This is a genomic window from Streptomyces sp. NPDC051576, assembly GCF_040681835.1.
Classification (GTDB): Bacteria; Actinomycetota; Actinomycetes; order Streptomycetales; family Streptomycetaceae; genus Streptomyces.
Genome location: NZ_JBFAZO010000009.1, coordinates 275504 through 297014 on the forward strand (window position 1 = coordinate 275504; position 21511 = coordinate 297014).

The window sequence follows — 21511 nt, forward strand, 5'->3', positions numbered from 1 at the left end:
ACGTGGGGAAGGTCCGGCATGGGACGGTGGGCCGAATTCGTTCTGCGGCACCGCAAGGTGGTCGTGGCGTTCTGGGGTCTGGTGCTGGTCGCCGGCATTCTGCTGGCCGGCCGGACCACGGACCGGCTGACCATCGACTTCTCCTTGCCGGGCCAGCCCGGCACCGTGACCGCGCACAAGATCGAGCATGCCTTCGGCAGCGGCGGCGACACGAATCCGTATCTCGTCTCGGTCACCCTGCCGGCCGGGCAGACGGTCACCGGTCACGAGACGGACGTGGCGCGCGGGTTCGCGGCTGTCGGTACGGCGGTTCCGGGTCTGCGGGTGATCGACGAGGCGAACACTGGTGACAAGGCGTTCCGGACCAAGGACGACCGCAGCGCCTATGCGCTGGTCTTCTACCGGTTCAACCCGTCCCCCAGCCAGACACTGCTGACCGGTCCGATCAGGGCGGCGGCCGAGAAGGCCATGCCGGCGGGCGCGACGGTCGGAGTGACGGGCGAGGACACGCTGGCCTCCGGCGGCGACGACGGCGGCGGGCCCGGCGTGCTGGGCGAGACGCTCCTCGGCGCCCTCGGCGCGCTGGCCGTCCTCGCCTTCGTGTTCGCCTCCTTCCTGGCGCTGCTGCCGCTGGTCGTCGCCGCCGTGTCGATCCTCGCGACCTTCGTGATGCTGCTGCCGCTCACCTATGTGACCGACGTGTCGTTCATCGTGCAGTTCCTGGTCGCCCTGATCGGCCTGGGTGTGGCCATCGACTACTCACTGCTGTTCGTCACCCGCTGGCGCGAGGAGCGCGACCGCGGCCGGGACAACCATGAGGCGGTCGTGGTCGCGATGCAGCACGCCGGGCACGCGGTGGTGTTCAGCGGCGTCACGGTGGCCATCGGCCTGCTCTCGCTGGTTGTCCTGCCGGTCCCGTTCCTGCGCAGCATGGGGTACGGCGGCGCGCTCATCCCGCTCGCGAGTGTGCTGACGACGCTCACCCTCACCCCCGCGATCCTGGGCGGCATCGGGCCCAAGGTCGACTGGCCGAAGATCCGGCACGAGAACCGGGCGAGCCGCTTCTGGATCCGCTGGACCGCCGCCGTCGTACGGCGCCGCTGGATCGCGGCCGGCGTCGCGCTGGCCGCCCTGCTGGCCCTGACGGGCGTCTTCCTCGGCATCAAGATCGGCCTGGCGTCCTCGGCGTCGCTGGCCAAGAACGGCCCGGCCTACGAGACCCTGCAGACCCTGGAGCGCGGCGGCGTCCCGACCGGCGCGCTGACCCCGATGGAGGTCCTGGTCTCCACCGACCGCGCGAAACCCATCGCCGCCGAGCTGGTCAAGGTCGACGGCGTGAGCAGTGTGTTCGTGCCGACCGGGCCCGCGGGCCAACGGGGCGGACAGAGCATCGTCGTCGTCATCCCCGACAACGAGACGGTGAACTCGAAGAGCGTCGACGTGGTCAGAAGGGTCAAGTCCGTCACCGGGCATCTGCCCGGGGCCATCGGCGTCGCCGGTGTCGGCGCGGCCCAGATCGACTTTCTGCACGCCGTATACGGCAACTTCCCGCTGATGCTCACGATCATCGCCCTGTTGACGTACATCCTGCTGGTCCGCGCCTTCCGCTCGCTGCTGCTGCCGCTGAAGGCGGTACTGCTCAACCTGATCTCGCTGGCGGCGACCCTGGGCCTGATGGTGATCTTCTGGCAGGACGGTCACGGCTCCAACGCGGTCTTCGGCATCGCCGCCACGGGCGCCGTCACGTTCTGGATCCCGATCATGGTCTTCGCGTTCCTGTTCGGACTGTCCATGGACTACGAGGTGTTCATCCTGTCCCGCATCCGGGAGGAGTACGACGGCGGACGCTCGACCGACGACGCCGTCGTCGAGGGCATCGGCCGCACCGGCCGCCTCGTCACCAGCGCCGCACTCATCCTCTTCCTCGCCTTCGCCGCACTCGCCTCGGGACCGGGCACCGACCTCAAGACCCTCGCGACCGGCCTCGGCATCGGCATCCTCCTGGACGCGACCATCGTGCGGATGCTCCTCGTCCCCTCCCTCGTCTCCCTGTTCGGCGGCTGGAACTGGCACCTGCCCCGCTGGGCGGCCCGCCCGCTGCGCGTACAGCCGTCCACTCCGCACCCCGAACGGCCCGCGCCCGCGCCCGTGCCTGCGTCACCGGCCGACTGAGCCCGGCCGAAGCGGAAGACGGAGATCCGGCTCCGGGAATCCGTGATGCTGCGCTCCCGGCTCCTCGCCGAACGGGCCGCCGTCGCCTTCGCGGTGACCGTGGCCCACCCCGTCAGCGACCTGCGCGTCCACCAGGTGGGGACGGCGGTGAGTCAGCCCGCCCGCAACCGGCTGCTGGAACCCACCGCCACCGAACTCCCCGCCCAGCCCGACTGGCCGGCCCTGTCGGGACGCCGAACGACAACGACGGCGTAGGTCAGGCCTGTTCGGCCCGCGCCCGGAGCATCCGGCTCACCTCGTCCGAGCGTTCCAGCAGCGTGGTGCGGACCACCGGGACCGCCTCCCGCGCCGCCTCCCGGGCCTGATCGATGTAGGCGGTATCGATGGCGTGCAGCGGGAAGAGGCGGTTCGTGTAACTCATCGCCAGGATCATGCCCCCCTGGTGCAGCTTCGGGATCGCCTCCAAGTAGCGCTGGGCGTACGGAGCGAGAAGCGCGTCCTGGCCGGGACGCCAGAAGGCCGTCGCCACCAGGCCGACCGAGTTGATCGGCACCGTGCGGTCCACGACCATCCGCTGCCAGACCTCCGCCTTCGTCGCGGCGTCGGGCAGCGCGGCCCGTACGGTGAGCGCGCGGGTCCAGGCGTCGGGGTCCGGGTCGCGGGCGAGCAGGAGATCGGTCTCCGCCGTGATGTCCCCGCCCAGTTCGGCCTCGCGGACCAGCGCACGCCAGCGCAGGTCCACGTCGTCACCGGCCTGTTCGCGCAGCCAGGCGAGATCGTCGGCGGTCGTCGCGGTACGGGCCAGCCCGCGCAGCGCGACCTGACGGCGACCGGGGTCCCCGGCGAGGCGCCGACACGCCGACGCCACCCCCGCCGACAGTGCGACACGCTCGCCGGCCGGCGCCCACAGTTCCGCGATGTTCGCGGCGAGGGTCAGATACGGCTCGATCACCGCGTCGGACGTCTCGGCCGCCAGTACCTCGGTGAGACATCGGCCGGCCTCCGCCGCCGTGGCCTCGCCGGTCGTCAGCATGTCCCACACGGTGGCGGCGGCCACGCCCCGGGAGATCGCCGTGGGCAACCGAGCCGCCGTACGGAAGAGTGCGTCCCTGGTGGTGGGGTCCGGGCGGGTGGTGGCGAAAGTCAGATCGTCGTCGTTGATCAACAGGACGTCCGCCGCCGGGAGTTCGGGCACCGGGGTCCGGGTCTCCGTCACCTCGACCCGGACCAGCGCCCGCCGTTCCAGCGCGTCGCCGTTCCAGCCGTACGCGCCCACCGCCAGCACCTGCGGACGCGGAGTCGCGGCGGCCACCAGCGTGACGGAGTCGCCGTCGCGCTCCAGCGAGAAGCGGTCGGTGCCCGCTGTCGCCAGCCAGGCCGTGCGCCAGGTGTCCAGGTCACGGCCGCTGGCCTCGGCCAGGGCATCGATCAGGTCCTGGAGGGTGGTGTTGCTCCACGCGTGGCGGGCGAAGTAGGCGGCCATGCCGGTCCTGAAGTGCTCTTCGCCGACGTACGTCTTGAGCTGCTGGAGGACGGACGCGCCCTTGGGGTAGGTGATGTTGTCGAAGATCGACGCGGCCCGGGCGACGTCGTGGATGGGCTGGTGGATCGGGTGTGAGGCGGGGCCCTGGTCGGACAGGTACGCGCTGATCTTGCCGATCATCAGATGGCCGGCCCACGCGTCGGTGTGCCGGGTGGCGCGCTCGGCGGCCCAGTGGCAGGCGAACTCCGCGAACGCCTCGTTCAGCCACAGGTCGTCCCACCAGCGCATGGTGACGATGTTGCCGAACCACATGTGCGCCATCTCGTGCAGCAACACCCGTGCCAGCAGCCCGTGTTCGGCCGGAGTGGGCGCGGCCCGCCGAAGAAAGGCGTCCGACCAGGTCACACAGCCGTAGTTCTCCATCGCCCCGCCGAACTCGGGCATGAACACCTGGTCGTAGCGGCGCTGCGGGAACGGCATGGCGAAGGCCTCGGCGTAGAAGGCGAGGCCTTGGGCGGTGAGGGTGAAGATCTCGTCGGCGTCCCGATCGAGGACCTGGGCGAGCGAACGGCGGGCGTACAGGCCCAAGTTGTGGCCGTCCGCCTCACGCCGTACTTCGTGGAAGGGGCCCGCGTTGATGACCGTGTTGTAGACGGACAGGGGCGGGGTGTCCGGGAAGGTCCAGCGGCGGGCCGCGCCCAGCTCTTCGACGTGCGCGTCGCCGGAGTTGCTGGTGACGGTCCAGGCGGACGGGGCTGTGACGGTGAAGGCGTGCGGGGCCTTGAGGTCGGGCTGGTCGAAGCAGGCCCACACGAAGCGGGCCTCGTCCGGTTCGAAGCTCATCCACACGTAGACCTCGCCGTCGGCGGGGTCCGTCGCCTTGTGCACACCCTCGCCCGAGGTGGTGTCGGCCTGGACGCTCTCCACGCGCAGCACATTGTGCTCGGCGAGGCCGGTGAGCGGGATCCGCCCGTCCTCGGCGGGGGCGAGGGCGACACCGTTCAGCGTGGCGCTCAGCACCCGTGCCGCACAGTCCACGAAGGTCTCCGCGCCCGGCTCGCGACAGGTGAACGTCACCGTGGAGACACAGCGCACCTCCGGCCCGTCCGGCAGCGCGGTCAGATCCACGTCCACGTCGCACCGCTCGACCGCGATCAACTCGGCCCGGCGCTCGGCCTCGATACGGGTCAGGCTTCGGATCCCCATGCGTCCTCCCTCGGCAGACAGCGGCCGTCAGCGTACGACGGAGATCGACGGGGAGCGCGAGGTTTTCACGGCGCTTCGCCGTAGGCATAGGAGGATCGGGGGAGTTGGGCCGAGGGCGACAGGGGGATCGGGCGGGGCGAGGCGTTCCCGGTCGGCCGCACCCGCGACGCTCCGCCGGGCGCTCGCCTCCTGCCCGAGCGCCCGGCGTCCTCGTGGATGGGGCCGCCGGTGCGGGTGATGCTCGACCCCGCCCGAGCGTCCGTCCGCACGGCGGCCCCGGCCTTCACCGCCCCCGCAACCCCGCGCCGATCACCCGGCCGGTGCGGCGGGCGGTTTCCGCGAGGCGTTCCAGGTGGTGGGCGGGGTCGGTGAGGACGCACAGGGCCGCCACGGGGATGCCGCGCGCTCCGAGCAGCGGAACGGCCGCACAGCACACCCCGGTGACCACTTCCTCACGGTCGTAGGCGGCACCCCGCTCCCGTATCGCCGCCGCTTCCCGCGCCCAGGACGCGGGAAGCGGGCCGAGCAGCGGTGCCGGAGCGGTCATGGCCACCAGTACCTTGCCCGCCGCCGTGAACCACGGCCAGGTCATACGGGTCTGCAGCGGATCGGGGCGCAGGGCGTCGTCGGGACACCAGTCCACCATCAGCGTCTCGCCCTTCCACAGCACGGCGAGCCCCACCGTCGTACCCGTGAGCTGAGCCAGCCGCCGCATCGGTTCGCGCGCGGCGGAGCGCAGCCGGGGATGCGGCTGCCAGGCGCGCCCGAGGCGGAACATCCGCGGGCCGACCCGGTAACTGCCCCCGCTCCGCTCGACCGCACCGAGGTCCGCCAGTTGTTCCAGCAGCCGGTACGCCGTCGTCTTGGGCAGCCCGCAGTCGGCCGCCAGCCTCGTCGGGCCGGCCTCCACGGCCCGCTCCACCGCCTCCAGCAGTGCGAAGGCGCCCTCCAGCACACTCCTTCCGCCCGCGTTCCCCGAGGTGGCCGGTAAGGCTTCCGGCCGCCGCGTCGGCACCCGCGTCCCAGGTGCCATCACTCCCTGTGTGATCACACGTCTCGCCCCCGTTTTGCCTGTCGCGCAGCCGCCAGGCGACGGCCCTGCCGTCGTGCCCGGACGGGACGCGGTCAGCGCCCGTCCGCTCCCCAGCAGACTCGCACCGGTGTGTGGCGGGAAACCTTGTCGAAGGCTTGTCGCTTCGCACACATGTCCGCGAAAAAAGGAGGACGCTTCGTCTAGGGCCTGTTGCGAAAGTCCCGTCGTCCGCCCGGAGGGCGGGCCGGGCGTCGCCGGGCAGGCGGGACTCTCGCAACAGGCCCTAGGGGGAGGCGAACACCATGGTGGACGTGCAGTTGCTCGGACCTGTCGAACTGTCGGTGGCGGGCCGCGTGGTGGAGGTGGGCCCGCCCCAGCGCCGTACCGTGATGGCGGCCCTGGCCGTGGACGTCGGCCGGCCCGTCGCGGTCGACGTGGTCATCGAGCGGGTCTGGGGAGCGCGGGTGCCGGACGGCGCGCGCGGCGCGGTGCACGCCCATGTCGCCCGGATCCGGCGGGTGTGCGAGCAGGCCGCCACGACCGCGCGGAATCCCTTATTACTCGTGCGCCGTTCGGGCGGTTACCTCCTGGAGGCCCGCCCGGACCAGGTGGACGTCAACCGCTTCCGGCAGCTGGTCGACCAGGCGCGCGCGGCGGGGCCGACCGAGCCGGCGCGGGCGCGGCTGCTGCGCGAGGCACTCGACCTGTGGCGCGGGGAGCCGCTGTCCGGTCTGCACGGGGAGTGGGCGGCCCGGATGCGCGAGGCCTGGCGGCGGCAGCACCAGGACGCCGCCGTCGGCTGGGCCAGGGCGGAACTGCGCCACGGCGAACCCGCCTCCCTCATCGGCCCGTTGACCCGCCTGCTCGGCGAGTACCCGCTCGCCGAACCCCTGACCGAGGCCCTGATGCGAGCCCTGCACGAGACCGGCCGCAGCGCCGAGGCCCTGGACTGCTACGCCGCCGTACGCAAACGGCTGGCGGAGGAACTGGGCACGGACACCGGACCCGCCCTGCGCCAGTTGCACCAGTCGATCCTGCGCGGCCACCGCTCCACCACGGCCCCACGCCCCGAGCCGCCGACGATGCCACGGCAGACCGACCTGCCCGCCCAACTCCCCATGGCCGTACGGGGGTTCACCGGCCGCGACGGGGAACTGGCCCGGCTCGCGACGATCCTCGCCTCGGCGGAGGGCGAGTCCGCCGCCGTCGTCATCTCGGCGGTGTCGGGCATGGCGGGGGTGGGCAAGACCGCGCTCGCGGTGCACTGGGCGCGCCGGGTGCAGAGCGCGTTCCCCGACGGGCAGTTGTACGTCAACCTGCGCGGCTTCGATCCGCAGGGTTCGGTGGTCGCGCCGACCGAGGCGGTACGAGGGTTCCTGGACGCCCTCGGGGTGCGGCCGGAGCGGATACCGCCGGGACTGGAGGCTCAGGTCGGCCTGTACCGGAGTCTCCTGACGGGACGACGGATGATGGTCGTCCTGGACAACGCCCGCGACGAGGAGCAGGTCCGCCCGCTGCTGCCCGGGTCGGTCGGCTGCATGGCCCTGGTGACCAGCCGGAACCGGCTGACCGGGCTGGCCGCCACGGAGGGCGCCCATCTCCTCGCGGTGGACCCGCTGACGCCGGACGCCGCACGCGACGTACTGGCGGAACGGCTCGGGGCGGCCCGGCTCGCCGCCGAACCGGAAGCGGTGGCGGACCTCGTCACCTGGTGCGCCGGACTGCCCCTCGCGCTGGCCGTGGTGTCGGCCCGCGCCGCCGCGCAACCGCAGCGGCCCCTGGGGACGCTGGCGGAGCAACTCCGGGAGACGGGCGGCCGGTTGGACGCGCTGGACGGCGGCGACGAGGCCAGCCAGGTACGGGCGGTGTTCTCCTGGTCCTACAGCGCGCTCAGCCGGCCCGCCGCCCGACTGTTCAGACTGCTGGCCCTGCACCCGGGGCCGGACCTGGACCAGCGCGCGGCGGCCGCCCTTGCCGGAGTGGAACCGGAGCGCGTCCGCGGACTGCTGGCCGAACTCACCGGCGGGCACCTGCTGGTCGAGCACGCCCCGGGCCGCTACACCTACCACGACCTGCTGCGGGTGTACGCCGGAGAACTCGTGACCGCGTACGACGACGAGTGGGACCGCCGCGCCGCGCTGCACCGGATGATGGACCACTACCTGCACTCGGCGCGGGCGGCCGACATCCTGGTGACCCCGCAGCCCAATCCGGTGGCGGTGAACGCGCCCAGACCGGGCGCGAACGCCGTACAACCCGAGGACTACGGACAGGCGATGGCCTGGCTCCTCGCCGAACACCCGGTACTGCTGGAGATCGTGCGGCAGCCGCCCCCCGGCTACGACGGCCATGTGTGGCGGCTGGTCACCGTGCTGACCACCTTCCTGGACCGGCACGGGTACTGGCAGGCGCTGCTGACCGCCGCGCGCGGCGCACTCGTGGCGGCCGAGCGGGACGGCGCCCCGGCCGGCCGGGCCGGCGCCCACCGCGGTCTGGGGCTGGCCCTGGACCGGTTGAAGTGTCCGGAGCCGGCCCGCGAGCACTATCTGCGGGCCCTCGAACTCTTCGCCGCGGTGGGCAGCGAAGCCGGGCAGGCCCGGACCCACCAGCATCTCTCGCGGATGTCGGCGACCCAGGGCAGTGACGAGCTAGCTCTGGAACACGCCTACCGGAGTCTGGAGCACTACCGTGCGGCGGGCGACCCGGCAGGACAGGCCGCCGCGCTCAATCACATCGGGTGGCGGCAGGCGAAGTGCGGCGACCATCTCCGCGCGCTGGCCCACTGCGAACAGGCCCTCGAACTCGCCCGCGCGGCCGGGGACGTGGACGGACAGGCCCACATCTCCGACAGCCTGGGCTACATCCACCACCAACTGGGCCGCTACCAACAGGCGGTGGACCGCTACCGGCAGGCGGCCCGGCTCTTCCACGCCACCGGCGAACGCCACAGCGAGGCCACCTGCCTGCGCTGCCTCGGCGACAGCCACCACAGCGCAGGACAGCCCGAGGCCGCCCACGAGACCTGGACCAGCGCCCTCGCCCTCACCACCGAACTCGGCCTGCCCGACGACGATCCCCTCCGCATCGACCTCCAACACCGCATCGGGAACGGCCGTTGAGGTAGCGGGTTCGGATCCGGGGGGCGCTGATCGACGGCATCCGCCTGCGCGTCGACCCGCCCCGGACTGATTCCGGTTTCCGGACCCGTCAGTATTCGAGAAGCGCGAGTACGCCCGCCGCCCCTAGCGTGGCTGCCGTGGACGTCGCCGCGTACCGGCGCCGGAAGCGGACGTACCGCTCGAAGGTTGGTTGGATCGAGCCAGGCGATGTCCGTCGAGCGACTCTCGGCGGCCTGGCGCAAACGGAGGGAAGGCACGATGAGCATGGCCACGAGGACGGATACGCGGGAGTCCGCGCCGCACGCTGCCGACAGCCACGACCTGATCCGCGTGCACGGGGCGCGCGAGAACAATCTCAAGGACGTCAGCATCGAGATCCCCAAGCGTCGGCTCACGGTGTTCACCGGTGTCTCCGGCTCGGGCAAGAGCTCGCTCGTGTTCGACACGATCGCCGCGGAGTCGCAGCGGCTGATCAACGAGACCTACAGCGCCTTCGTGCAGGGCTTCATGCCGACGCTGGCGCGCCCCGAGGTCGACGTCCTCGACGGGCTGACCACCGCGATCATCGTCGACCAGCAGCGGCTGGGCGCCGACCCCCGCTCCACGGTCGGCACCGCCACCGACGCCAACGCCATGCTGCGCATCCTCTTCAGCCGGCTCGGGAAGCCGCACCTCGGCTCGCCCAAGGCGTTCTCCTTCAACGTCGCCTCGATCAGCGGCGCGGGCGCGGTCACCATGGAGCGCGGCGGACAGAAGGTCAAGGAGCGCCGCAGTTTCAGCATCACCGGCGGCATGTGCCCGCGCTGCGAGGGCCGCGGCTCGGTCACCGACCTCGACCTCACCCAGCTCTACGACGACTCGAAGTCCCTCGCGGAGGGCGCGATCACCGTCCCCGGCTACACGGGCGGCGGCTGGAACTCCCGGCTCTACATCGAGTCGGGTTTCTTCGACCCTGACAAGCCGATCCGGAAGTTCACGAAGAAGGAACTCCAGGACTTCCTCCACCGCGAGCCGACCAGGATGAAGATCGCGGGAATCAACATGACCTACGAAGGTCTTATCCCGCGCATCCAGAAGTCGATGCTCGCCAAGGACCGGGAGGGAATGCAGCCGCACATCCGGGAGTTCGTGGACCGGGCCGTCACCTTCACCACCTGTCCCGACTGCGACGGCACGCGCCTCAACGAAGGCGCCCGGTCCTCGAAGATCAAGCGGATCAGCATCGCCGACGCCTGCGCGATGCAGATCAGCGACCTCGCCGAGTGGGTCCGCGGACTCGACGAGCCGTCGGTCGCGCCCCTGCTCACCGCTTTGCTGCAGGCTCTCGACTCGTTCGTCGAGATCGGTCTCGGCTATCTCTCGCTCAACCGGCCGGCGGGCACGCTGTCCGGCGGCGAGGCACAGCGCGTCAAGATGATCCGCCACCTCGGGTCCTCCCTCACCGACGTGACGTACGTCTTCGACGAGCCGACCATCGGGCTGCACCCGCACGACATCCAGCGCATGAACGACCTGCTGCTGCGCCTGCGCGACAAGGGCAACACCGTGCTCGTCGTGGAGCACAAGCCGGAGACCATCGCGATCGCCGACCACGTCGTCGACCTCGGTCCGGGGGCCGGTACGGCGGGCGGCACCGTCTGCTTCGAGGGCACCGTCGAGGGACTGCGCACCGGCGGCACCATCACCGGCCGGCACTTCGACGACCGGGCCTCCCTCAAGGAGTGGACGCGCAAGCCCACGGGCACCCTGGAGATCCGCGGCGCCGCGACCAACAACCTCCAGGACGTCGATGTCGACATCCCGCTCGGCGTCCTCGCCGTCGTCACCGGTGTCGCGGGCTCCGGCAAGAGCTCGCTGGTGCACGGCTCGATCCCGGCCGGCGAGAACGTGGTGTCGGTCGACCAGGGCGCCATCCGCGGCTCGCGCCGCAGCAACCCGGCGACGTACACCGGACTCCTCGAACCGATCCGCAAGGCGTTCGCCAAGGCCAACGGCGTGAGGCCGGCCCTGTTCAGCGCCAACTCCGAGGGCGCCTGCCCCACTTGCAACGGCGCCGGGGTCATCTACACCGACCTGGGGATGATGGCCGGCGTGGCCACCACGTGTGAGGACTGCGAGGGGAAGCGGTTCGACGCGTCGGTGCTGGAGTACCGCTTCGGCGGGCGGGACATCAGCGAGGTGCTCGCGATGTCGGTGACCGAGGCCGAGGAGTTCTTCGGCGCGGGCGAGGCGGCCACCCCGGCCGCGCACCGGATCCTGACCCGGCTCGTGGACGTGGGCCTGGGCTACCTCAGCCTCGGCCAGCCGCTCACCACCCTCTCCGGCGGCGAACGCCAGCGCCTCAAGCTGGCCACCCACATGTCGGAGAAGGGCGGCGTCTACGTCCTCGACGAACCCACCGCCGGCCTCCACCTCGCCGACGTCGAGCAGTTGCTCGGTCTGCTCGACCGGCTCGTCGACTCCGGCAAGTCCGTCATCGTCGTCGAACACCACCAGGCGGTCATGGCCCACGCCGACTGGATCATCGACCTCGGCCCCGGCGCCGGACACGACGGCGGAAAGATCGTCTTCGAGGGCACCCCGGCCGACCTGGTCGCCGACCGCTCCACCCTCACCGGCGAGCACCTGGCGGCGTACGTCCGCGCCTGAGAGTCCCGCCGTCCGATACCCAACTCCCCACAGTGGTGGGCTTTGTGGGCACTGGGGGAGAAGTATCGATTCGGCTAACACCCTTCCAGGTTGTGTGGGAAATGTGTGCATGGCGTGCTTGAATCATGCGCAACTCGGCCTGGTGGCTTGAACTCGACCGTTCGGTTCCCCGTGTCCTGTCGCTCCTCAGCAGGATGTCCGCGCGCTCGTACCTGGCCGCCCGGCCGAGCCGGTACGAACGTGCGGCAGGGGCGGGAGCGTGCTCCACGTCACCGTGCCGGCACACCGCGACCGCGGTGCCGCCTGCCGTCAGGTACGTGAAGGGACCCCTGGATGACCGCCTCCGCCTCCGCCAACGTCTCCGACTTCTACTACGGCGCCGTGACCCCGGTCGCCGCCTATCTGATGGCATGTCTGGGAGCGGCCCTGGGGCTGCGGTGCACGACCCGTTCGCTGCGCCGTCCGCAGCACAGAGCCCGCTGGCTGGCGATGGGTGCCGTGTCGATCGGCTGCGGCATTTGGACCATGCACTTCATCGCGATGATCGGCTTCAGCGTCCAGGGAGCGCTGGTCAGTTACGACACGACGAAGACGCTGCTCAGTCTCGCCGTGGCGATCGCGGTGGTCGCCGTAGGCGTGTTCCTCGTGGGCTACCGGGGCGGATCCCCGCTGAACCTGGGCGTCGCGGGCGCGATCACCGGGCTCGGCGTGGCGGCCATGCACTACCTCGGGATGGCCGCCATCCGGACGAACGGCACCCTCCATTACAACGCCCTGACGGTGCTTCTCTCCATCGTGATCGCAGTGGCCGCCGCCACCGCCGCCCTGTGGGCCGCGGTCTCCATCCACGCGCTGTGGGCGAGCCTCGGCGCGAGCCTGGTGATGGGCGTGGCCGTGACCGGTATGCATTACACCGGCATGGCCGCGGTCTCCGTCCACCTGTCCCACGCGGCCGCGTCCGGGCAGTCCTCCGCCGATCTGGTCGCGTTCCTCCTGGTCATGCTCGCCGGCCCGCTCCTCGTGCTCCTGGTCGCCGCCGTGATCGTCATGTTCGACCCCGACATGCTGCTCGCCGAGAACGAGGAGCAGGCGTCCGAGTCCGGGCCCGCCCCGCTGTTCGGCGGCGACTCCGTGTTCCCGGCGCAGCAGCCGGCCCAGCCGTCGCACACCCATACCTCCTGGTGAACCGACTCCGAGGGGACGGCCGGTGTCGGTGCACCGGCCGTCCGCACGGAGTCAGCCGATGGTCAGGTCGTCGACGTAGCCGCGATAGCCGCCCGTGGCGCCCGGACGGTCGTAGCCGACGAGGATCTTGCCGACCGCCTGCCCCGCCTTGACCGCGCCGAGGTCCACGGTGACGTGGTTCCACGTGTCGAGCTTGAGGTGGCCGCACTGGTCGGCCGGATGGAGACCGGCGCCCGAGTCCCGCAGGTCACTGCCGTCGGTGAAGATCAGATCGACGGCGACACAGGTGCTGTCGTCGGAACCGGCGGACACCCACGGCGTGGTCGCGGCGGACTGCGGGAAGATCCAGTAGCTCAGCGTCGTGCCGTCGCGGACGGTGAGCGGCGCGCCGTTGAAGCCGTAGACCTGCATGTACGCGTGGTCGTACGAACCACCGTTGGCGTAGCCCGAATACATCAGCGACGTGTCGCCGGTGTGGGCCTGTTCGCCGGTGCGCAAGGTTGCCTGGGGACCCGCGAGTCCGCAACACAGGCCGGTGATCCCGTAGTTGCCGCCGCCCTTGGCGTCGACGGTGTCGACCGTGTCGGTCCAGGTCGGCCCGGGCTGTCCGGCCTCGAAGCCCGTGGCGAGGGAAGCGGTTGCCGCGGACTTGGCCGGTTGGGTCAACTCGCGGTGAATGGCGGCCAGTTCGGTACCGGCCGGGGCGAGGTCGATCGTCTCGCCGACCGAGGTGTCCAGCTTGACGGTGGTGCCCGCGAGCGTTCCCTTGTGGACGCCGTTCGCGTAGTACTCCATGGGCTTGCCGGGCCAGGGGTTGGTGACCGTGAGCCGCCCGCCGGACCGGCTGGTGATCCGGACGTATTCGACGGCGTTGTCCCGGATGCTGCTGGAGACCAGGGCGTTGCCGTAGGCGAGCAGACCGCCGAACTTGGCGTTGGAGTCGGCCGGCCAGTTGGGGAAGACCTTGATGTCGTGCTGGGCGGACTGGAGGAGCATCTCGTCGAGCCCCGAGGTGGTGACGTTGAGGTTCTCGATGCCGCCGCCGTAGTGGTGCACCGCCATGTTCGGGTACGAGTAGGCGGTGGCCTCGGCGTGCAACTCCTCCATCAGCGTGCTGGGGTTGTAGCCGACCATCGCCGCGGCCGCGTACAGGGTGGCCGGGGAGTTGTCGCTGTGCCAGTTGTCGAGCTGCTCCACGGTGTTCCGTGCGGTCCGGAGCAGGTCGGCGGGGCTGTTCAGACCGACCTGGAGGCCGGGGTAGACGGCCTGGACGGCGACGTCGTTGCCGTCGCTGACCCAGCCCGAGCCTTCGGAGGTCTGCCGGAAGACGGTCTGGCCGTTCCTCGTCATCGTGGGCAGCGGTGCGAGGTGGCTGTCGATGTGCCGCCAGGCGGGGAGGAGCGAGCCGTTGATGTGCAGGTCCTCGCTCATGTCGATCAGGCCCTGGAACAGCAGGTGCACCAGGCCCAGGGACAGGATGCTGTTGGTCTGCGGGTACACGCCGCCCTCCTGCGGGGCGTCGTTCTCGATGGTGTAGGTGCCCGTGGCCGCGTCCCAGGTCAGGTAGTCCTGCCAGAAGAGGCCGACCTGCTGGAGATAGGGGAGGACCTTGCGGGCGTAGGCGGCGCTGCGGGTGTACTCGTACTTCATGACCATGTCGCTGGCGAAGTTCACGGCGTCGGACTTCTGGTTGTACAGGTCGTCGGCGGCGCTGGTGCCGTTGGGCGAGATGCCCACCGGGTAGAGCACCCCCTGATATCCGGCTGCCGCCGCCTTCGCCCTGCCCCTCGGCATCCAGTCCAGGATCGGGTCGTCGTAATTGCCCATCTGGGCCACGTGGTTGGTGGACAGGGTCGGGTAGAACGCCGCTTCGTAGTTGTAGTTGGCGTGGTAGTCGCCGAACCAGTTCATCGCTCCGGTGGTCCAGTTGCCCCACAGGCCCGGGGCGTACTTCCCGGCGCGCGAGACCGAGCCGAGCAGGTAGAGGGAGCCGTACCAGCTCTTCTCCACGGCCTGATCGGGGATCTGCACGAACGAACGGGACCAGTACGCACGCCACCAGGCCTCGTGGGCCGCGTACAGCTTCGCCAGGGAGCTGTCGCTCACCGAGGAGGCCATCGTGTGCGCGACGGACCGGTAGCGCGGAGTGTCATGGCTGCTCTGGATCGCCGCCGCGAGGGTGTAGGTCACACCCGGCTTGAGGGTCAGGCTGATCCGGTTGCCCGACGGTCTCGCGGCCGTACCGCGCACGCTCGTCGCTATACGAGTGTGGGGGTTGCCCGGCGCGTCGGTGGTGCCGGCCTGCACGTCGGCGTCAAGTACCCCGTTTCCGCCGGAGGTTGAGGGGGCCTTCCCGAGGCCGTCCTGCACGGTGACGGTCGCGGTCTGCGTGCGGGAGCCGGACAGCCGCAGGGTGGTGACGAAGAGGTTCCGGGTGGCCGAGACCCAACTCCGGGACGAGAGCGTCTGGTCGGCGAGTGTGTAGGTGCCCTCGACCTGCGCTTGCGCGATGTTCTGTACGACGTGGTGGTCGGCGCCGGCCAGGCCCGGGACGGCGAGCACGATCCGGCCCAGCGGTTCGATGCCGTTGGTGGCGGTGGAGAAGAAGTCGTTCTTGCCCAGGTAGAAGGTCTGGTCGTCGATGGAGCCACCGACCGCGACGCCGACGTCTCCGTTGCCCAGCAGCGGGGCGTCGACGGTCTCGCCGTTGGCCAGGACGGTGGGCGGGGAGTCCCACTCACCCTTGAACCGCGCCACGGTGCGCAGGGCTTGGGACACGGTGGGATCGCCGACGGACGGCTGTACGGATGCCGCCGCCGTCGAGCCGCCTTGAAGGGTTGTCAGGCCTACGGCCACCAGGGCCGAGGCCAGCAGGACGCTGACGCGTCTCCGGTGACGAAGTGAGGATGCCACTGCGGTGTGACCTTTCTGCTCGTCTTTCATCCGGGGACCCGCTCTTCCTGAACGGGCTTGTGGGGATGGGGGTTTCAGAGCGGCGCGGTACGGCCGCGCGGCTCACCGCACGCCGTGGCGAGGTAGGCCGCGCCGAGCAGCGGTGCCTCGGCCGGTCGCTGCGCCGAGGTGATGACGATGCGCCGGACGCGGGCGGGCGCGACCTCGGTGAGGCCCGCGCGCAGCGGTCCGGACACGAGATCCCAGGCGCCCGCGATGGCACCCCCGACCACGAGAACCGTCGGTTCGAAGGCCGCGAGCAGCGGCCCCAGCACCCGTCCCAGGGCACCGAAGGTCTCGGCGAACACCCCTGCGGCGGCACGATCCCCCTGCCGTGCGAGCCGGGCGATCTCCCGGACGTCGGGCGGCGAGGCACCGCTGGCCCGCGCGTAGGCCCGCCGCAGGGCACGCCTGGACACCGTCTCCTCCAGCGGCCCGCCCGCGTACCGCAGAGTGTGGACCCGGCCTTCGGGCGCCACCCCGGGTCCGTGCCGCAGCACGCGGCCGTCGTGCAGGAAGCAGGAGCCCACCCCGGTTCCCAGGGTGATCCCGACGACGCGGCGGTGTCCGCGCGCCGCCCCCGCCCACCACTCACCGAGCGCGAACGCGTCCGCGTCGTTCCAGAAGCTGACGGCCGTGGCACCGGGCAGCGACGCCGTCAGGGCGGCCCGGAGATCGAACCCGCGCAGGGCGTCGAACTTGCCGACCCCTTCGTACCGCCCGATGCCGCGCTCGTAGTCGAAGGGACCGGGCAGGGCCACCGCCCACGGCTCCGCGCTCGCCCCGGACACCTGGGCGGCGCAGCGCACGAGGGCCGACACGATGTGCTCGGCGCTGCCGTCACCGTCCAGCGGCTCATGGACCGACCGGCCGGACCGGAGGCCGCGCGTCGTGAGGTCCACCCGCGCCGCGGTCACATGCGTACCGCCGACCTCCAGCACCGGGACGACGCTCCCGTCGCCGGGTCTCATCGCACCAGCGCCTTCACATAGCGCACCGGTCCCGTGCCGAGGGCCCGCACCCGGTAGGCGCCGACCGAGGCGGGCACGGTCAGGGTCTCGGCGTAGGCCAGTTCGAAGGCGTGTCCGCCGCTCGTCTCCAGGAGGATCCCGTCGCCCTCCACGACGTTGACCACGTGGAAGCGGTGATCCGTGTCGTCGTCCACGACGGTGTCCGGCGCCAGTTCCAGACGCCGGACCTCGAAGAACATCTCCGGGAGCCGCCCGATGACCTCCTCGCGCCAGCCGTCGCCCGTGCGCAGGGTCCGCGGCTTCTGGACCAGATCCCTCGCCACGGCCTCCCCCGACCGGGCCGGATCGAGGTTCTCGAACGCGTGGCTGACGTGGACCGGCCGCCGCTTCCCCGCACGATCGGTGCGCAGCCAGTCGTAGAGGCGAAGGCTGTACAGGTACGGCGTCGCGCTGATCTCCAGGACGACATTGCCCTCGCCGCTGCCGTGCGGGGTGCCGCCGGGGATGAGGAAGAGCTGGTGCTGCTCGGCGGGGAAGGTCTGTATGTGCCGTTCGATGTCGAAGGGCACACCGTCGTGGACCGCCCGGTCCGCCTCGCGCCGGAAGGCCGCCAGGTCGGCGTCCTGGCGCAGGCCCAGGAAGACCTGGCGGCCGGGTCCGCCGAGCATCATGTAGTAGGTCTCGTGCTGGGTGTAGGGCCACCCGAACACCCGCCGCATGTAGTCCGGTTGCGGATGGCAGTGGACGGACAGGTTGCCGCCGCCGACCGTGTCGAGATAGTCGAAGCGGATCGGGAACGAGGTGCCGAACACCGCGTGCACGCCCTCGCCGAGAATCTCCTCGGGATGCAGCGCGACCAGCGCCTGGAACGGCACCTCGACCCGTGGTCCGTCCGGCGTACCGACGAGGATGCCGCTCTCCGGCGCGATCAGCTCGTAGCCGAGCGCGGTGTTGGGCGCCGCGCGGTTGAGGCCGAGCTGTTCCTGGGCCCAATGGCCGCCCCAGGACGTGGTGTTGAAGGTCGGTCGGGTGCGGAAGGGCCGTCCGGCCAGATCTGCGAGGGCACCGCGCAGGGCGGGTCCGTCCAGCCAGGCCGGGGTCTCGGACTGCTGGGTGTCCAGCCACAGGTCGACGTCGGTGATCAGGGTGTCGCGGTGCCGGTCCAGGACGGGCCAGTCGATGTAGAACAGCCGGCGTGTGGTGCCCGCCCCGGTACCGGCCGGCTGCCCCAGGTTGCGGCCAGTTCCGCCGGTGATCCCCGCCTCGGCGTAGCGTTTGGGCAGGTCCGCGTACCAGAGCCGGTCGTACGGCACCAGGGCCGCTCCCGGTCCGAAGACGACGGTCACGGTGTCGGCGGGGCTCTCGGGCTCGGGCAGTTCCGTGAAGAACTCGGCGAGGCCCGCCCGGGACAGCGGGGCGAAGTCCGGGTCGTCCGTCAGTTCCGCGGACGCGGTGAGGGCGAGGATGTCCGGCCAGGGGGCGAAGTGCTCGCGCAGGTCGAACTGCTTCGCCGTGATGGCGCGGGCGGCCAGCGCGTCCCGGATGCCGGTGGTGACGCTCTCCCAGTCGACGGCCACCGGGCCGTCCACGGCGAGGACCAGCCCGGGAGCGAGGCCGGCGACCGCGTCCCGGTATCCGGTGCCGACCTCTCCGGTGATGGTGTGGCAGGGGTCGGCTTCGTAGCCACGAACTGCCCGCATGACGGGGTCGGCCTTTCTGTCGGTGCTTCTCTTCCGGTGCGGCTCGGTCCGGTTCACGTGCCGGGGCCGAGATGCGTGAGCGTCCCGATGCCCTCGACGGACAAGGTGGCGGGCAGCCCGGTCCAACTGCCGTTCTCGAACGTCGGGTTGATGTCGAACAGGGCCGAGAGCACCGCCTCGGCTCCGGCCGCGCCCGCGAGGTTGTCGCGGGTGGCGGTGCCGCGCTCGGCCACCCGGGCCCGGTGGTGCCCGTCCGGACCGGTGACGATCTCCATGGCCTGGCCCCACAGCCCGCCCGACGCGGCGGACGGGAGGTTGCGCAGCAGAGCGGTCGCCCGGTTCCGGTGGCCGAGGCGGGCCAGACCGTGGGCGGTGACGCCGGGCCAGGCGGCGAAGGCACCGGCCGCGCCGTGGTCGGGACGGTCGGAGGCGGCGGCGATCGGATCGTCGGGACTCAGCGCCCGCATCCAACCGCCCACCAGCAGGCGGCCGGTGACGAAGTCGGCCATCTCCCGCCGTGTCCCGTCCGGGAGTTCGCGGTGCAGGGCCGATGCGACCAGGCCGAAGTCCAGGCAGTGGCCGATCGTATCGGTGGCGTCCGGGTGGAGTATGCGCCAGCGGCCCGATCCGGCGTACAAGTCGAGCAGTGCGGCCGCCAGTTGAGCGGCTTCGGCCTCGGTCTTGTCGGCTTCCTCCGCGCGGCCGAGGCGTCGGTACAGCCCGGCCAGTGAGCGCGTCGAGGAGACGTAGGCGCCGTTGAAGGAGGCTACGACACCGGTGTACGTGGGCACGCACTCCAGCAACTGCCATGGATCGGGGCCGAAGTCGGCGAGTACGCCGCCGGTGGCCGGGGTGCGGCGGTCGCGCCAGCCCAGCCCGAGCCGCTCAAGGTGTCCGAGGACGGTGGCCCCGCCGGTCGTCTCGTCGAGGAAGGCGAAGTCGCCGGTGACGCAGACGTAGTGCTCGATCAGCCGGAACAGGGCGTAGTCAGTGGAGCTGTAGGCGTTGCCCAGCGGCCCGCCGCCCAGGTTCTCGACGCCGAATGAGTCACGGTAGGGACCAGCCAGGACCCGCAGCAGCCAGGAGCGCAGCCCGGCCGGCTCCAGCAGGGCGTACAGGCGGCTCCACTCGCAGTGGTCCCAGAAGTAGGTGGTGGTCGGCCCGAGCCGGGGGCCGCCGGTGAGGAACACCGGCTCGCCGGGCCGGATGCGGGTGTTGCGCATGTACAGCGCCTGGAGGGCGCCCATGTAGTAGGTGCGCGCGAGTCCTGTGTCGTCCGTGGTGAACGTCGGGAGGTGACCGGAGAAGTCGGGGTCGCCCGGAGTGAACATGCTGGCCCAGAGCCGCCGCCAGCCCTCCTCCCCGGCACGTGTCGTCGCCTCGAAGTCCTCGGCGGCGGCGCGGGCCTGGGCCGAGACGGCGTCGATGCCGGCGTGCGCGTCGGTGTCCGTGTCCCCAGCCGTGTCCGCTCCGTACGCGCAGGCGATCCCGACGGTCACGCTCCGGCCGGGTTCGATCCGGCAGGTCCACCTCGCCCGGGCCCCGGCGCCCTCGCCCCGCAGCTCGCCGGGCGGTCCGGCGAAGGCGTAGACGGCGTGCGCCGGTGATCGGGAGTCCGTGAAGGCGACCGTGCCGTCCTCGATGCGGGACACCCAGCGGCGCGACTCGGTCCAGTGCCGGGTGCGCGCGATCTCCGAGCCCGCGAGACGGAGCACGACGTGGTCGGCTCCGACGTCCACGCGCACGTGCTGCCAGTCTCCGGCGGGGAGTCGGGCGTCGGTGGCCTCCCGCTCTCCCGTGATGCCGAGCCACAACCGGCCGTCCTCGACGCCGATCTGGAGCGAGTCGGGGTGGTTGCCGTGCGTGAGGACCGTCCCGGACTGGCCTGCCGTATCGAGCCGTAGCTCGAAGTCGATCGTCAGGCCGGGGGTGAGCGCGACGGTGCCCAGGCCCGTCTCGCCGTCGGGTGTCAGAGTGATCGGCTCGTCGGAGGCGGCCCGCAGGACTACCTCGGCGTCGGCGCCCACCATCGGAGCCTCGCCGTCCGCCCCGGTCGCCCGAGTCTCGCCGTCGGCCCCGGTCGCCCGAGACTCGTGCGTGGCTCCCGTGGCCTGAGTCTCGTGGGTGGTCCGCGCGGTCTGAGTCTCGTGCGTGGCCTCGGCCGTCCGAGTCTCGTGTGTGGCTCCCGTGGTCTGAGTCTCGTGCGTGGCCTCGGCCGTCCGAGTCTCGTGTGTGGTCCGCGCCGCCCGAGCCTCATGCGCGGCCTCGGCCGTCCGAGGCCCGCCCGCGGCTCCGGTCTCCCCAGGCCCGCCCACGGTCTTCGTCACGCGCAGTCCACGCACCGCGCCGGCCACCCCGGCCCGCGGTTCCGGCTCCTTGTCGTGGCTGACGTGGGCCGGGAGCGCGTCGTCCAGGAGCATCGGGCCGTGGTCCTCGTCGCGCTGGATTCCGGGGATGCGGGGCTTGCCCAGCCTGAGCCGCCGTGGTGCGGGGGAGAGCAGGTAGTGCGGCTCGGCTCCGCCCGTCGTGGCCCGGATGCGCTCAAGTGCCATGAAGTCGTGGTGCATTCCGTGATTCCACGGGCCGTCGTACAGCCAGCCGTAGCCGACCTCGGAGTGGGCGACCATCGCGAACAGGTCCTGCGTCAGCTCGACCGTGCGGGCCTCGCGGCTCTCGTTGGTGACCTCGATCCGCCACAGGAGCAGATCCCGGGACAGGGCCATCCGGCTGTCGGTGGTCACCAACAGCCCGTCCTGGCGGCGGTGTTCGCGCAGGACGCCCCACGGCTTCCACAAGAACCGCTGTGCGGCCAGGACTTGGCCGTCCACACGCAGCTCGCCGGTGTGGTAGCCGAAGGTGAACGGCGGGGCGGCCAGCCAGGACAGGGAGGTCAGGTCGTGGTTGACGTGGGCCTGGCCCTGCTGGTTGCGCAGGGAGGGCAGGTGCGCGAGCTCGTCCGCGTCGACCCAGTGCCCGGCGACGTCCGCCAGGTCGGGGACGCCGCCCCGGCCGATGTCCACGCCCTGCTCGGCGGTGTTCAT

At 71.4% G+C, this 21511-nt stretch carries 11 protein-coding genes; 5 read left to right on the forward strand and 6 right to left on the reverse strand.

Annotation, left to right across the window (positions count from 1 at the left end; translation table 11 throughout):
• The first annotated feature begins 18 nt into the window (after window positions 1-18).
• On the forward strand, window positions 19-2172 hold the full coding sequence (locus AB0M63_RS28925) for an MMPL family transporter (protein WP_366021492.1): 2154 nt from the start codon (window positions 19-21) through the stop codon (window positions 2170-2172).
• A gap of 45 nt (window positions 2173-2217) precedes the next feature.
• Window positions 2218-2427 (forward strand): hypothetical protein, encoded by a 210-nt coding sequence (locus AB0M63_RS28930; RefSeq protein WP_366021493.1) that lies wholly within the window; start codon window positions 2218-2220, stop codon window positions 2425-2427.
• Window position 2428: 1 nt separating this feature from the next.
• On the opposite strand, the gene pepN is transcribed toward AB0M63_RS28930, so the two are convergent.
• Window positions 2429-4861: an aminopeptidase N gene (gene pepN / locus AB0M63_RS28935; RefSeq protein WP_366021494.1), complete on the reverse strand. Its 2433-nt coding sequence runs from the start codon at window positions 4859-4861 to the stop codon at window positions 2429-2431.
• Window positions 4862-5144: 283 nt separating this feature from the next.
• Window positions 5145-5816 carry a helix-turn-helix domain-containing protein gene (locus AB0M63_RS28940; RefSeq protein ID WP_366021495.1) on the reverse strand — a complete coding sequence of 224 codons (672 nt, stop codon included), beginning with the start codon at window positions 5814-5816 and terminating at the stop codon, window positions 5145-5147.
• Between the two features lie 380 nt (window positions 5817-6196).
• On the opposite strand from AB0M63_RS28940, the gene AB0M63_RS28945 reads away from it, so the two are divergent.
• The 3 genes from AB0M63_RS28945 to AB0M63_RS28955 all read left to right on the forward strand — a co-directional run bounded on the left by AB0M63_RS28945 (window position 6197) and on the right by AB0M63_RS28955 (window position 12847).
• Entirely contained in the window at window positions 6197-9013 is a 2817-nt protein-coding gene (locus AB0M63_RS28945; protein ID WP_366021496.1) for a BTAD domain-containing putative transcriptional regulator, read from the forward strand.
• 258 nt (window positions 9014-9271) lie between these two features.
• Window positions 9272-11662, forward strand: a complete 2391-nt coding sequence (locus tag AB0M63_RS28950) for an excinuclease ABC subunit UvrA (RefSeq protein WP_366021497.1) — start codon at window positions 9272-9274, stop codon at window positions 11660-11662.
• Window positions 11663-11995: 333 nt separating this feature from the next.
• Window positions 11996-12847: an MHYT domain-containing protein gene (locus AB0M63_RS28955; protein ID WP_366021498.1), complete on the forward strand. Its 852-nt coding sequence runs from the start codon at window positions 11996-11998 to the stop codon at window positions 12845-12847.
• A 51-nt stretch (window positions 12848-12898) separates the two neighbouring features.
• On the opposite strand, the gene AB0M63_RS28960 is transcribed toward AB0M63_RS28955, so the two are convergent.
• The 4 genes from AB0M63_RS28960 to AB0M63_RS28975 all read right to left on the reverse strand — a co-directional run bounded on the left by AB0M63_RS28960 (window position 12899) and on the right by AB0M63_RS28975 (window position 21511).
• On the reverse strand, window positions 12899-15760 hold the full coding sequence (locus AB0M63_RS28960; RefSeq protein WP_366021499.1) for a hypothetical protein: 2862 nt from the start codon (window positions 15758-15760) through the stop codon (window positions 12899-12901).
• Between the two features lie 74 nt (window positions 15761-15834).
• Window positions 15835-16770 (reverse strand): ROK family protein, encoded by a 936-nt coding sequence (locus tag AB0M63_RS28965; protein ID WP_366021500.1) that lies wholly within the window; start codon window positions 16768-16770, stop codon window positions 15835-15837.
• Complete coding sequence (locus tag AB0M63_RS28970) at window positions 16767-18470, reverse strand: hypothetical protein (RefSeq protein ID WP_366021501.1); 1704 nt, start codon at window positions 18468-18470, stop codon at window positions 16767-16769. Before AB0M63_RS28970 ends, AB0M63_RS28965 begins: the two co-directional genes overlap by 4 nt.
• 53 nt (window positions 18471-18523) lie before the next feature.
• The gene (locus tag AB0M63_RS28975; protein ID WP_366021588.1) at window positions 18524-21511 is read right to left on the reverse strand and encodes a hypothetical protein; all 2988 of its coding nucleotides are present in this window, start codon (window positions 21509-21511) and stop codon (window positions 18524-18526) included.

What these genes read in the sequence shown, in the direction of transcription:
- AB0M63_RS28925 (WP_366021492.1), top strand. Translation starts at nt 19, where the DNA reads ATGGGACGGTGGGCCGAATTCGTTCTGCGGCACCGCAAGGTGGTCGTG.
- AB0M63_RS28930 (WP_366021493.1), top strand. Translation starts at nt 2,218, where the DNA reads ATGCTGCGCTCCCGGCTCCTCGCCGAACGGGCCGCCGTCGCCTTCGCG.
- pepN (WP_366021494.1), bottom strand. Translation starts at nt 4,861, where the DNA reads ATGGGGATCCGAAGCCTGACCCGTATCGAGGCCGAGCGCCGGGCCGAG.
- AB0M63_RS28945 (WP_366021496.1), top strand. Translation starts at nt 6,197, where the DNA reads ATGGTGGACGTGCAGTTGCTCGGACCTGTCGAACTGTCGGTGGCGGGC.
- AB0M63_RS28950 (WP_366021497.1), top strand. Translation starts at nt 9,272, where the DNA reads ATGAGCATGGCCACGAGGACGGATACGCGGGAGTCCGCGCCGCACGCT.
- AB0M63_RS28955 (WP_366021498.1), top strand. Translation starts at nt 11,996, where the DNA reads ATGACCGCCTCCGCCTCCGCCAACGTCTCCGACTTCTACTACGGCGCC.
- AB0M63_RS28965 (WP_366021500.1), bottom strand. Translation starts at nt 16,770, where the DNA reads ATGAGACCCGGCGACGGGAGCGTCGTCCCGGTGCTGGAGGTCGGCGGT.
- AB0M63_RS28970 (WP_366021501.1), bottom strand. Translation starts at nt 18,470, where the DNA reads ATGCGGGCAGTTCGTGGCTACGAAGCCGACCCCTGCCACACCATCACC.
- AB0M63_RS28975 (WP_366021588.1), bottom strand. Translation starts at nt 21,511, where the DNA reads ATGAACACCGCCGAGCAGGGCGTGGACATCGGCCGGGGCGGCGTCCCC.